This window comes from Streptomyces sp. NPDC026417, from assembly GCF_055567695.1.
On sequence record NZ_JBVHPY010000009.1, the window covers coordinates 126,166 to 139,107 of the forward strand.

Genomic DNA, 12,942 nt, shown 5'->3' on the forward strand with positions numbered 1-12,942 from the left:
CGACCGCTCAGACGTCGTCGGGCGTGCCGAGGCCGGTGAGGGCGCCCACCGGGTCGAGGTCCGGGGTGCCGCGCGGCCACCAGTCGTCGTGGCCCGGTTCGGACTCGTACGCGTACCAGAGGCCGTCCCGGCCGAGCCGGAGCTGGACGTGGCCGCGCGGGTGCGTGAGGTGGTTGCGCCAGGGGCGGAAGGCGGGGAGGTCGGCCGCGAGAAGCAGCGGGCGGGCCCGGTCGAAGCGGCCCGCCGGCGGATCCCAGGCCTCTTCGAGGACCGCGAGTCCCTCGATGCCGCCCTGGCGCCAGGCCGCCACCGCCCGCGCCAGCTCGGCGGGGGTGCGCCGGGTGGCCGTGGCGAGCGAGGAGTACAGGACGCGGGTGCTCGCCGTGAGGCCGGAGCCGGGTCGGGCGGCGGCGAGCCGCACCGCGTCCTGCCACAGCGTCAGGTCCGCGACCGGATCGCGCCCGGCGGTGAGCAGCGCGTGGGCGCGGGCGGCCGCGTCGGTGGCCAGCTGGTCGAGCGAGAAGGGGTCGGGGCCGCCCGGCGCGCCCGGATACGCCGGCGGCTGCTCGGGGTGCGGCGGCGCGGGCAACGGCGGTGGAAGGGGCGGCAGCGAGCGCGGTGCGAGGGCATCCCGGGCCCGGACGCCCGGCAGCGGGGCCGGCTCCCGCTCCTGGGCCGCCCGGGCGGCATGCGCGGCGTTGCGGCGGGACAGTGCGTCGAGCAGTTCCCGTTCGCCGCGACCGCGCAGCAGGAGGAGCACGAAGGGGTCCTCGTCCAGCAGGCGCGCGGTCTGGTAGCAGAGGGCCGCCGCGTGCTTGCAGGGGTGGCCGGAGTCGGGGCAGCTGCACTGCGGGTGCAGGTCGCCGGGGCCGGGCAGGAGGGGGACGCCGCAGTCGGCCAGGGACTGGGGCATGTCCTTGTCGAGCAGCGCGGCGATGTGTCCCGGCCGTTCGGCGGCCGCGTCCAGGAACCGGTCCCAGTCGGCGTCGGTGAGCGTCCTCAGCCGTACTTGGACGCGGTACGGGCGCGGCCGGGTGCCGTGCACGTAGGCGAGCACGAGTCCCGGGGTCACCGTGATGGCGTCCACGTGCCCCCGTCCCGCGTATCCGCGTCCTCGGGCCAGCCGCGCCCGGTCCAGCGCGGCCTCCTCCAGCGCGGTCACCCAGGCGTTCCCCCACCAGGTCTCGGCGAACGGCTCTCCGGCGTCCGTCCGCCCGGCCGGGAACGCCGGGAACGTCCGGCGGAGCTCCCCGTCCCGAGCCGGCGACGCCATGCTGCGCTGCCCGGTGCCGGGCGCGGACGAGCCCGGTCCACCGCCCGGCCCCGACACGGAGGTGCCCCGTCCGTCGGCCGCCCCCGACGCGGGCTCGGCGGCTTCGGCGGGGTCGTGGCGGTGTGCGGCGCCCGTGGCCGCGGCCGCGGTCCGTGCCGGGTGCGCCCCGCGGGCCGGTTCCGCGGCCGCGGTGTCCTCGGCCCGGGCGGGCCCGCTCCGCGTCCCGTCACCGGCGCTCGCCGGAGCGTCCCCGGCCGGGGCGGTGGCGGACGCGGTGGCGTCCTCCGTGCCGTCCGGTGCCGGCTCGTCCCGAGTCTCCTCCCCGGCGGTCCACCGAGCCGTCGGTGCCGTACCGCTGTGGGCCCTTGCCGGGGAGGGTGCGTCCTCGGCGGGTTCCGACGGCGGATCGGCCGGACCGTCGTCGGTGGGCAGGGCGAAGGCTCCGGCGAGGAGGTCCCGCAGATCCTGGGCTCGGTTGCCCGGGACGGGGCGCGGTGTCTCCCCGCGATCGGGAGAGCCCGTCGGCCGGCCCTGACCGGCTCGACGCGCGCGCTCGACTCCCTTGCGGGGAGCGGCCTTCCGCTCCGTACCCCGGGCTCCGCGTGCGGCACGCAGAGCCTCCCGTGCGACGTCGGCGGGACGCGCGGTCCCGTCGCCACGCGCCGCGGACTCCTCGGTACCGCCCGGCATCTCGGCGTGCGCGCTCTCCGCGTGGACGGCCTCCGCCTGGGCGTCCGCCACGGCCGGGCGGCCCTCCGCGGTGGGCTCTTCGACGCCGGGCGCGACCACGGAGGAGGCCTCGCCCACGGGGTCCGCCGCATCCGCTGTCGCCGCGGTGCGTGCGGGGTCCGCCGTCGCCGCCCCACGTACGGGGTCCGCCGCGCCCGCCGTCGCCGCCGCGCGCCGCAGCGCCTCGCGTGCCGCGTCGCCGGGTCGGGCACCGGTCACCGGTCCCCGGGCCGCCGCGCCCCGGGCCGGGCGGACGGAGGCGGCGGCCGCCCGCTCACCGCCCGCCTCGGACACCTGCGCCTCGCGCTCCCGAGCGGCTCGCAGAGCCCGTCGCGCCTCATCGGCGGGCCGCACGCCCCCGCCCACCGAGAGCCGGTCGGCGTCCCCCTCGGCACGGGTCCGGTCGGTTTCCACGGCCGGGGACGGGTCGGTGTCCTCCTCGCCACGGGGGCGGTCAGTGTCCTGCTCCGACGGGAAACGGCCGGCGAGCCGCACGCCCCCGCCCACCGAGGACTGGTCGCCGCCCTCCTCGACACGGGAGCGGTCGGTGTCCTCGGCCGGGGACGATCCGGTGTCCTCCCCTGCCCTGGACCGGTCGACGTGACTCTCCGGCAGGGGTCCGGCCGCGTGCTCCGGAGGCGAAACCGGAACCGGGGGCCGTCCGGCGTCCCCCTCCCCCGGCTGCCGCTCGCGGTCGTCCGCCGGGGTGTTCACGAGGTCCTCCGGAGGGAGACCAGGTCCGACAGCTCACGGTCGGTCAGCTCGGTCAGGGATGCCTCGCCGGCGCCCAGGATGGCGTCGGCGAGGGCTCGCTTGGCCTCCAGCATCTCCGCGATGCGGTCCTCGACCGTGCCCTCGGTGATCAGGCGGTGGACCTGGACCGGCTGGGTCTGGCCGATGCGGTAGGCGCGGTCGGTGGCCTGCTCCTCGACGGCCGGGTTCCACCAGCGGTCGAAGTGCACGACGTGGCCGGCCCGGGTCAGGTTCAGGCCCGTGCCGGCGGCCTTCAGGGAGAGCACCAGGACCGGGGTGGCGCCGCTCTGGAAACGGTCCACCATGCGCTCACGCTCGACCACGGGCGTGCCCCCGTGCAGCAGCTCGGCCGGGACCGCACGGGCCGCGAGGTGGGCGGAGAGGAGCCGGGCCATCCCCACGTACTGCGTGAAGACCAGCGCGGAGCCGTCCTCGGCGAGCAGTGTGTCGAGCAGTTCGTCGAGCAGGGCCAGCTTCCCGGACCGGGCTGCCAGGCCCTGGGCAGCGGCGCCCGTGCCCTCCTTCAGGAACAGCGCCGGGTGGTCGCAGATCTGCTTGAGCGAGGTGAGCAGCTTGAGCACGAGACCGCGCCGGGCGATCCCCTGGGCGGTCTCGATCGCGAGCATCGACTCCCGGACGACCGCCTCGTAGAGGGAGGCCTGTTCCCGGGTGAGGGGGACGGGGTGGTCAGTCTCGGTCTTGGGCGGCAGTTCGGGGACGATTCCCGGGTCGGACTTCCTGCGGCGCAGCAGGAACGGCCTGACCAGCCGCGCCAGCCGGTCCACGGCTTCCTCGTCCTCGCCGTTCTCCACGGCGCGCGCGTGCCGGGCGCGGAAGGACTTGAGGGGGCCGAGGAGTCCGGGGGTGGTCCAGTCGAGGAGCGCCCACAATTCCGAGAGGTTGTTCTCCACGGGGGTGCCCGTCAGTGCCACGCGTGCCGGGGACGGGATCGTGCGCAGCGCCTTGGCGGTCGCCGAGAACGGGTTCTTCACGTGCTGCGCCTCGTCGGCCACGACCATGCCCCACTGCTGCTGGGCGAGCCGGGTCGCCGCCGACCGCATCGTCCCGTACGTCGTCAGGACGAAGCCGGCGCCGAGGCCTTCGAGGGTGCGGTCGGGCCCGTGATAGCGGCGGACGGGCACGCCGGGGGCGAAGCGGGTGATCTCCCGCTGCCAGTTGCCCAGCAGCGAGGCGGGGCAGACCACGAGCGTCGGCTCGCTGCGGGCCCGCCGCAGGTGCAGGGCGATCAGGGTGATCGTCTTGCCGAGTCCCATGTCGTCGGCGAGGCATCCGCCCAGCCCGAGCGAGGTCATGGTGTCCAGCCAGGCGAGGCCTCGGAGCTGGTAGTCCCGGAGGGTGGCCGCGAGGCCGGGTGGCGGCGGCACGGGGGGCACGCCCGCCGTCAGCCGGTCGCGCAGCGCGGCGAGGGCACCCACCGGTACCGCCTCGACCGTCTCGCCGTCGACCTCCGCGCTGCCGCTGAGCGCGACGGCGAGCGCGTCGACCGGGTCGAGCAGGCCCAGTTCACGCTTGCGCGCCTTGCGGACGAGAGCCGGATCGACGAGCACCCACTGGTCGCGCAGGCGCACGACGGGACGGTGGGCCTCGGCCAGGACGTCCATCTCGGCCTCGCTGAGCGGATCACCGCCGATCGCCAACTGCCAGCGGAACCGGAGCAGCTCCTCGCTCTCGAAGAAGCCCGTCCCGTCCGTCGCCGAGCCGGGCGCCGGGCGCACCACGGCGGCCGCGGTGAGGTCCTGGGCGAGGTCCCGGGGCCAGTGCACGGCGACGCCGGCGGCGCCGAGACGGGTCGCCGCCACCCCGAGCAGATCGGACAGCTCCTGTTCGGAGAGGGCGAGCACGTCGGGCACGTCCTGCTCGGAGAGCCGGTCCAGGGGCGGCCAGATGCGCGCCGCGCGGCGGACGGCGAGGGCGGCGTCCACGCGCGCCCGCGGCCCGAACGTCGTGTCGGCCGCGCCCGCCCACAGCTCGGCCGCGTCCACGACGAGCGTGGGGTCGGCGAGGCTGTGCACCTGGACGACGGCGGCCCCCGCGCGGTGCGCGTCCTCGCTGTCGTCGAACAACTGGTAGGCGGACAGGTCGAGGCGCAGCGAGATGCGGACGCCCGCGTCCATGCCGGCGGCGACCTCGGCCGCCCAGTCGTGGGCCCCCGGCAGATGCAGCGGGCCGCGCTGGGCGAAGGGCCGCCCGGAGGCGTACGGCGCGGCCGGCGTGCGCGGCAGCGTGTCGGCGACCGCGTCCAGGAAGGAGCGCATCAGCGCTTCCGGTTCGGGCAGCCGGAGCGGGCCGCTGCCCGGCAGCGGGACCGCGTGGCCTTCGGGAGGCAGGGCCGCGGCCACCGCCCGCAGGTGGGCGACGTCCTCGGGGTCGAGAGGTCCCGCTCGCCAGGCGTCGTGGCTGTCGGCGGTCAGGCCGGGGAGCAGGCGTCCGCGCGCGACGAGCCGCAGCGCGTGCAGGGTGGCCGCGCCCCAGCAGGCGGTGGCGGGATGGGCCCCGGGGTGGCGCCGGGCGCCGGCCAGCAGCGGCAGGGCGTCGGCGATCCCCAGGGTCCGCGCGGGCACGGTCACCCGACGGACCCCGGCTCCGTGCCGCCGTACCACCGTCAACTCGGTGAGCTCGCTCGCCCCGGCGCCGGACCCCCCGAGCCCGCGGGCTGCGGTCGCCCCCCGTACGTCCGCACCGAGCGCGTTGGCCGTCGTCGCCCCCCGTTCGTCTGCACGGAGCCCGTCGGCTGCGGTCGGCCACGGTTCCTCGGCGCCGAGCGCCGGCGGCGTCGGTCCCCCTTCGCGAGCGCCGAGCACGTCCGCCGCCGCCCGTTCGTCGGCGCCGTGCCCGCCGGTTGCTGTCGTCCCCGAATCCTCAGGGCCGGGCACCGCCGCGCTCGATCCGCGGTCGTGAGCGCCCTGCCCGCCCGCCGGCATCGGTCCGCTCCCCCGCGCGGCGGCGGACGCTTCGGCGCCGCCGGTCTCCGGGTCCCGTCCGGAAGACGGCCGGCCCGCGTCCTCCGCGTCCGGGTCCCAGAAGGCGATCCGCCCGTCGCGGGGCAGCGGCGCGGGCAGGAAGACGGCCGCGAGCCGCACGGGCACGGCAGGCGGGCCGCCGCGATGGGCGGGGTCCGCCGAGGCGTCGCCGAGGGGACCCCGGCCCGCACCGGCGGTCGCCGGCAGCACCGCACCGCTCATTCGCCCTTCACCTCCCGCCCGCAGCCGTCGCATCGGATGTCTTCGACTCTACGGGCGGGGTCCGACAATCGGCCGCGTCACCAGCGCCGACGCCGCCCTCGACCAAGGAGCGCCGCTCGCAGCGACCGCGCTGCGGGTCGACCGGCGGGCGACGCCCACCGGCTCCGGAGGCCTCCGCGTCGGGCACCGGCCCCGTCCGACGGCTCCGCCGCCTGCGCCGGTCCGACGCCCGGAACCGTCCCTCCCTGTGCCCGCCCCGTCAGGGAGTCGTGCGGGAGACGACGTACACCATGGGGTGCTCGGGGTCGGACAGGTTCACGACCACGTCGTGGTTGGGCGCCGGGTTCTTCGTCCGGTGGACGAGTCCCGACCACGGGCCGGGGCCGGTGAACTCCCAGCCGGTGATCCGCTGGTCACGGGTGCTGATGGTGATGTCGTCCGTTCGCAGCTCGGAGCGGTTGGTCCCGATGTTCTGGAAGAACTCGGTCAGCTCCTTGTCGCTGGTGCGGAACTGGACGTACAGGCGGCTGGTCTTCCAGTTGTTCGTCTCGTAGTAGGCGACGTCGGTGGAGTCGCCCGGCACGGGCACCTTGTAGAGGCGGCGCTGGACGCGGGAGGGCCAGCCCTCGGTGAGGCCGGTCGCCGAGTACTTGGCCTCCTTGTCCTTGCCGCTGTTGCGGCTCTGGTCGGCGGAGATCACCAGATAGCCGGCGGGTACGCCGATGAGGAGCACGATGATCAGCAGGGTCAGCGCGCGGCGGCGGATCACATGACGCCGGTCCTCGGGCGGCCTCGGCGGCTCGTCCGGCGATGTCGCCTGGCGCGGCAGGGAGGCCGTCACAGCGACTCCGTGGTCGTACGGCGGGATTCCGCGAACCGTTCGTAGCGCTCGTACCGCTCGACGCGGCGGCGCTTGGCCCGGCGGAAGCGGCGGGCCACCAGGCGGGCCAGGTCGGCGGCGCCGACCATGCCGGCCTCGGGGCCGAGCTGGGCGCGCGCGATCCGGGCCTCGGGGCGGTAGCCGCGGCCCGTGAGGTGGCGGCGGAACGCATCGCGCGCCGGGCCGATCAGCAGGTCGTCGGCCGCCGAGACGCCGCCGCCGATGACGAAGCAGGAGGGGTCCAGGGCGGCCGCCAGGTTGGCGATGCCCACGCCGAGCCACTGGCCGATGTCCTGCAGGAGTTCGATGCACATGGCGTCGCCCTCGCGGGCGAGTTCCGTGATGAGCGGGCCCGTGATGTCGGGGATGTTGCCCTTGACGCGCTCGACGATCCCGTACGCCACCGGGGAGTCCGCGGCGGCGAGTTCACGGGCCTCGCGGACCAGGGCGTTGCCGGAGCTGTACTGCTCCCAGCAGCCGCGGTTGCCGCACGGGCAGCGGTGTCCGCCGGGCACCACCTGCATGTGGCCGAACTCGCCCGCGACGCCGAACTTGCCGCGCTTGACCTGGCCGTCCTCCAGGATGGCGCCGCCGATGCCGGTCCCGAGGGTGATCATGACGAGGTGGTCCTCGCCGCGGCCCGCGCCGAAGCGCCATTCCGCCCAGGCGGCCGTGTTGGCGTCGTTGTCCACCAGGACGGGAACGGCCAGGCGTCCGGCGATGCGGTCCCGCAGGGGCTCGTTGCGCCACGACAGGTGGGGCGCGAACAGGATCCGGTTGCGGTCCGCGTCGACCCAGCCGGCCGCGCCGATGCCGACGGCGTGCACGTCGTGCCGGTCGGAGAGGTCCAGCACCAGTTCGACGATGGTGTCCTCGACGACCTTGGGGCTCTTGGACTTGTCCGGCGTCTCGGCGCGGACCTTCTCCAGGATGTTGCCGTCGGCGTCGACGACACCCGCCATCACCTTCGTACCGCCGATGTCGATGCCCACGGTGGGGACGCGGGGCGCCGTCAGGTGGGATCGGCGCTCACGCGTGCCCACGGTCAGGACGGTCGCCCGGCGGGAACCGATGGGTGCGCTCCCGGCGCGAGCGGAGCCGAGAGCTCGGGGCAGGGCGAGGTCGCGGTAGGTGCTCATCGCGCCGATTCTGCCTCACACCGCCGCGGCCCTGCATGGCGGCGCCCTGACAAGCGCCCGTCACTCCTCGGGGACGTCGTCCCGGGAGTGGCCGCCGAGGTGGGTCGGAACGGGGGCGCGCTCCAGCTCGTGGCGGAGGTCGTCCAGCTCGCTGCCGCCCGCCATTTGGCGGGTGAGCTCGTCGAGGGTGATCTCGTCCCGGGTGTGGCTGCCGAACATGGCGCCGCGCTTGAGGAGCACGAACCGGTCCCCCACGAGGTACGCGTGGTGCGGATTGTGGGTGATCAACACAACACCCAGCCCCGCGTCCCGTGCAGCGGCCACATATTTGAGGACCACACCGGACTGCTTCACACCGAGGGCGGCGGTGGGCTCGTCCAGGACGAGGACCTTGGCGCCGAAGTAGACGGCGCGGGCGATCGCCACGCACTGCCGCTCACCGCCCGACAGGGTGCCGATGGGCTGGTCGACGTCGCGCAGGTCGATGCCCATGCGCAGGAGCTCCGCGTGGGTCGTCCTGCGCATGAAGTCGACGTCCAGCCGCTTGAACGGGCCGGCGCCCTTCGTCGGCTCCGAGCCGAGGAAGAAGTTGCGCCACACCGGCATCAGCGGGACGACGGCCAGGTCCTGGTAGACCGTGGCGATGCCGAGGTCGAGGGCCTCGCGGGGGGAGGACAGCCGGGTGTCCTCGCCCTCGATCCGGAAGGTCCCGGAGTCGTGCTGGTGCAACCCGGCGATGATCTTGATGAGGGTCGACTTGCCCGCGCCGTTGTCACCGAGCACGCACGAGATCTCGCCCGCGTGCACCTCCAGGGACACGCCTTCCACGGCGCGGATGTTGCCGTAGTACTTGCTGACGTCGGCCAGCTCCACCAGCGCCGTACGTTCCTCGACAGCCGTCTTGTCCGTCACTTCGTGGCCTCCGCGCGCTTGCGGACCCAGGCGTTGAGCAGGGTCGCGAGGAGCAGCATCGCTCCGAGGAAGAACTTGAACCAGTCGGGGTTCCACTCGGCGAAGACGATGCCCTTGTCGGTCATGCCGAAGATGAACGCGCCGACCGCCGAACCCACCGCCGAGCCGTAGCCGCCGGTGATCAGGCAGCCGCCGATGACGGCCGCGATGATGTAGATCAGCTCCTTGCCGACGCCCTCGCCGGACTGCACGACGTCGAACGAGAAGAGCAGGTGCTGTCCGGAGATCCAGGCGGCGAAGGCGACGCCCATGTAGAGACCGATCTTGGTCCGGTTGACCGGCACGCCGACCGCGCGGGCCGCGTCCTTGCCGCCGCCGACCGCGAAGATCCAGTTGCCGACGCGGGTGCGCAGCAGGATCCAGGAGGCGACGGCCACCAGGACGAACCACCACAGGATGGTGATCTTGAAGTCGACGCCGCCGATGGTGAGCACGGACGCGAAGACGTCCTTGGCGGACGAGAAGCCCTCCATGTCGGAGATCGACTTGGTGGAGACGGTGCCGCTGATGAACTTGGTGAAGCCGAGGTTCATGCCGGTCAGCATCAAGAAGGTGCCGAGCGTGATGATGAAGCTCGGCAGCTTGGTGCGGGTCAGCATGAAGCCGTTGAAGGCGCCGATCGCGAGTGTGACAACGAGGGAGACGAGGACGCCGACCCACACGTTCGCCGTCATCTGGTAGCTGAACATCGACGAGATCAGCGCGGACGACGTCACCATGACGCCCGCCGAGAGGTCGAACTCGCCGCCGATCATCAGCAGGGCGACGGGGACCGCCATGATGCCGATGGTCGACGCCGCGTACAGGACCGTGCTCAGGCTGGAGGCCTGCAGGAAGCTGTCCGCGACGATCGAGAAGAACAGGAAGACGGCCACGGCGCCGACCACCGAGCCGAGCTCGGGGCGGCCGAGGAGCCTGCGCAGCGGCGAGGTCTTCAGGAGCCGTTCGTCGGTCTTGGCCTCCGGCGCCGGCGCCGGTGCTGTCGCGGTCATCGCGTCCCCCGCTTCGTGTACTCCTCGAGCGCGCCGGCCTGGTCCTTGGTGATGACCTGCGGGCCGGTGAGGACCGGCTTGCCGCCGCCGAGGACGTCGGCGTTGTACTGGTACAGCCAGAGCAGGTCCACCGCCTCGTACCCCTGGAGGTAGGGCTGCTGGTCGACGGCGAAGCCGAGCGTGCCGTCCTTGAGCTCCGAGGCCACCTTGGCGTTCAGGTCGAAGGTGTCGACCTCGGCCTCGCTGCCGGCGTCCTTCTTCGCCTTCACGGCCGTGTCCGCGTAGGGGGCGCCCAGCGTGACGATCGTGTCGATGGACTTGTCGGCCTGGAGCTTGGCGCCGATGGAGGACTGCACGGCGGACATGTCGGTGCCCTGGACGTACAGGTTCTGCACGTCGCCGTCGAAGGTCTTCTTCACGCCGGCGCAGCGCTGCTCGTGGCCGACGTTGCCCTGTTCGTGCAGGATGCACAGGGCCTTCTTGCGGTCACGCTTGTTCAGCTCGTCCCCGACGGCCTCGCCGGCGATGGTCTCGTCCTGGCCGATGTGCGTGAGCGCGCCGAACGCCTTGGACTGCTCGGAGCCGGAGTTCACGGTGATCACCGGGATGCCGGCCTTCTCGGCACGGGCCACGGCGGCCTTCATCGCGTCGGGCTTGGCGAGCGAGACGATGATGCCGTCGACCTTCTTGTCGACGGCGGCGTCGACAAGCTGCGCCTGCTGCTGGGCCTCGGCGTTGTGCGAGTACAGGAACTTGATGTTGTCCTTGAGGGCCGCCTGCTCCGCACCGCTCTGGACGATGTCCCAGAACGTGTCGCCATCGCCCGAGTGGGTGACCATCGCGAAGGTCCAGCGGGGGGTGTTCACCGCCGCCTTCCCCTGGGCGGACGCGGCCTTGCGGGCGTCCTCGGCGCGCTTGCCGCCGGTGCTGCTGCAGCCCGCGAGGGACACGCCGAGCGCCCCTGCCAGCGCGATGGATACCCATGTCCGAGTCCGTGCCACGAGGCCGTGCCCTTCTTGCTGTGTTACTTGGTCCGCCCAAGTATCGAACACAGGGAGGGTGCACGTGTTCATCGGGTACCGCGCGCGGTGTACTTCTCGAGGGCGGGCACGTCCTTCTCGGTGATGATCTGCGGGCCGGTGAGGACCGGCTTGCCGCCGCCCAGGGCGTTGGCGTTGTACGCGTGGAGCCACAGCTCGTCGACGGCGAGGTAGCCCTGGAGGTAGGGCTGCTGGTCGACGGCGAATCCGACCTCCTTGGCCTTGAGCCGCTTGACGACCTCGGCGTTCAGGTCGAAGGTGTCGATCTCCGCCTTGCTGCCCGCGTCCTCCTTGGCCTTCACGGCGACGGCGGCGATGGGCGCGCCGAGCGTGACGACCGCGTCGATGTCCTTGGAGGCCTGGAGTTTCGCCTCGATCGCGGACTGGGCGGAGGGCGCGTCGGTGCCTTCGACGTTGATGTTCTCGACCGAGCCGCCGAAGGTCTTCTTGACGCCAGCGCAGCGCTGCTCCAGGGAGACGTTGCCCTGCTCGTGGATGACGCACAGCGCCTTCTTGAGGCCGCGCCCGCCGAGCTCGTCGCCGACCGCTTCACCGGCCACCGACTCGTCCTGGCCGATGTGCGACAGCGCGCCGAACCGCTTGGAGAACTCGGAGCCGGAGTTGATCGTGACGACCGGGATGCCCGCGTCGGCGGCCCGGGCGAGGACGTCCTTCATGGCCTCGGGCTTGGCGAGCGAGACGATGATGCCGTCGACCTTCTTGTCGATCGCGGACTGGACGAGTTCGGCCTGTCCCTTGGCCTCCTTGTCGTTGGAGTACAGGAACTGCACGTTGTCCTTGGCCGCCGCCTGCTTGGCGCCGCTCTGGACGATGTCCCAGAAGGTGTCGCCGGCTCCCGCGTGGGTCACCATGGCGATCTTCAGCCGGGGGGTGCTGACGGACTTGCCGCCGCCTCCGCCGCCGTCGGCGTCGTCCTCCGAGTCCTTGCCGCCGGAGCTGCTGCACCCGGCGGCGAGCGCGATCGCGGCTATCACCGCTGCTGCTGTGCGGGCTGTACGCATGGTGGGACCACCCTCTCTCCCGCCGCCCCGTTGCGGCTGAGGGGAGTTCTAGCCTCGGGCCCGCGCACCCGTCAATGGGTTTGTCAGAACATTCTTACGATTGAGATTTCAGCGGCCGCCGGTGCCGGTCGCGGGGCGCGCCCGGACCGCTCCGACGGCGCGCGGGGGCCGCTCAGGGGCGGACGAGGAGCTGGAACTCGAAGGAGTAGCGCGAGGCGCGATAGGTGTGCGAGCCGAACTCGACGGCGCGGCCGGTGTCGTCGAACGTGGTGCGCTGCATGGTGAGCAGGGGTGCGCCCGCGGGCTCGCCGAGCCGCTCGCCCTCCTCGGCGGTGGCGGCGCGGGCACCGACGGACTGGCGGGCACTGTGCAGGGTGATACCGGCGGCCCGCATCAGCCGGTACAGGCCGGTCGACTCCAGCCGGTCGCTGTCCAGCCGGAGCAGTCCGGGGGGCAGGTGGTTGCACAGGTACGCCATCGGCTCACCGTGGGCGAGTCGGAGCCGTTCCACGCGGTGCACGTCGCTGTCCTCGGCGATCCCGAGCGCGGCCGCGACCTCGGCGGACGCGGGCTCGACGACGTTGTGCAGGACGCGGGTGGCCGGCCGCTGCCCGGCGGCCTCCAGATCGTCGTAGAGGCTGCTGAGCTCCAGAGGGCGTTTGACCTGGCTGTGCACGACCTGGGTGCCGACGCCGCGGCGCCGGACGAGCAGGCCCTTGTCGACGAGGGACTGGATGGCCTGCCGGACCGTGGGCCGGGACAGACCGAGGCGGCCGGCCAGCTCGATCTCGTTGCCGAGCAGGCTGCCCGGGGTCAGGGTGCCGTGCTCGATCGCCGCCTCCAGCTGCTGGGACAGCTGGAAGTACAGCGGGACCGGACTGCTGCGGTCGACGCTGAGCTGGAGCGACACGGTCGGATCCACATCTGGTTTCGGCACGG

9 protein-coding genes are annotated in these 12,942 nt (G+C 73.5%); all 9 read right to left on the reverse strand.

From position 1 onward, the window contains the following. Positions 1 to 7: 7 nt before the first annotated feature. Complete coding sequence (locus ACZ4NT_RS16665; protein WP_467725963.1) at positions 8 to 2,716, reverse strand: SWIM zinc finger family protein; 2,709 nt, start codon at positions 2,714 to 2,716, stop codon at positions 8 to 10. Then, positions 2,713 to 5,958 carry a DEAD/DEAH box helicase gene (locus ACZ4NT_RS16670; protein WP_467725965.1) on the reverse strand — a complete coding sequence of 1,082 codons (3,246 nt, stop codon included), beginning with the start codon at positions 5,956 to 5,958 and terminating at the stop codon, positions 2,713 to 2,715. The genes ACZ4NT_RS16665 and ACZ4NT_RS16670 overlap by 4 nt, the downstream gene beginning before the upstream one ends. 259 nt (positions 5,959 to 6,217) lie before the next feature. After that, the gene (locus ACZ4NT_RS16675; RefSeq protein WP_121406906.1) at positions 6,218 to 6,799 is read right to left on the reverse strand and encodes a sugar kinase; all 582 of its coding nucleotides are present in this window, start codon (positions 6,797 to 6,799) and stop codon (positions 6,218 to 6,220) included. Beyond that, positions 6,796 to 7,977 (reverse strand): ROK family glucokinase, encoded by a 1,182-nt coding sequence (locus tag ACZ4NT_RS16680; protein ID WP_467725967.1) that lies wholly within the window; start codon positions 7,975 to 7,977, stop codon positions 6,796 to 6,798. The genes ACZ4NT_RS16675 and ACZ4NT_RS16680 overlap by 4 nt, the downstream gene beginning before the upstream one ends. 60 nt (positions 7,978 to 8,037) lie before the next feature. Continuing rightward, positions 8,038 to 8,919, reverse strand: coding sequence for an ATP-binding cassette domain-containing protein (locus ACZ4NT_RS16685; protein WP_467726121.1), 882 nt, complete (start codon positions 8,917 to 8,919; stop codon positions 8,038 to 8,040). Next, positions 8,886 to 9,941, reverse strand: a complete 1,056-nt coding sequence (locus ACZ4NT_RS16690) for an ABC transporter permease (protein WP_121406900.1) — start codon at positions 9,939 to 9,941, stop codon at positions 8,886 to 8,888. The genes ACZ4NT_RS16685 and ACZ4NT_RS16690 overlap by 34 nt, the downstream gene beginning before the upstream one ends. Then, entirely contained in the window at positions 9,938 to 10,942 is a 1,005-nt protein-coding gene (locus tag ACZ4NT_RS16695; RefSeq protein WP_467725970.1) for a sugar ABC transporter substrate-binding protein, read from the reverse strand. Before ACZ4NT_RS16695 ends, ACZ4NT_RS16690 begins: the two co-directional genes overlap by 4 nt. 68 nt (positions 10,943 to 11,010) lie before the next feature. After that, positions 11,011 to 12,003: a sugar ABC transporter substrate-binding protein gene (locus tag ACZ4NT_RS16700; protein ID WP_467725972.1), complete on the reverse strand. Its 993-nt coding sequence runs from the start codon at positions 12,001 to 12,003 to the stop codon at positions 11,011 to 11,013. Between the two features lie 172 nt (positions 12,004 to 12,175). Then, entirely contained in the window at positions 12,176 to 12,913 is a 738-nt protein-coding gene (locus ACZ4NT_RS16705; RefSeq protein ID WP_183117112.1) for a GntR family transcriptional regulator, read from the reverse strand. Between the last annotated feature and the right edge of the window lie 29 nt (positions 12,914 to 12,942).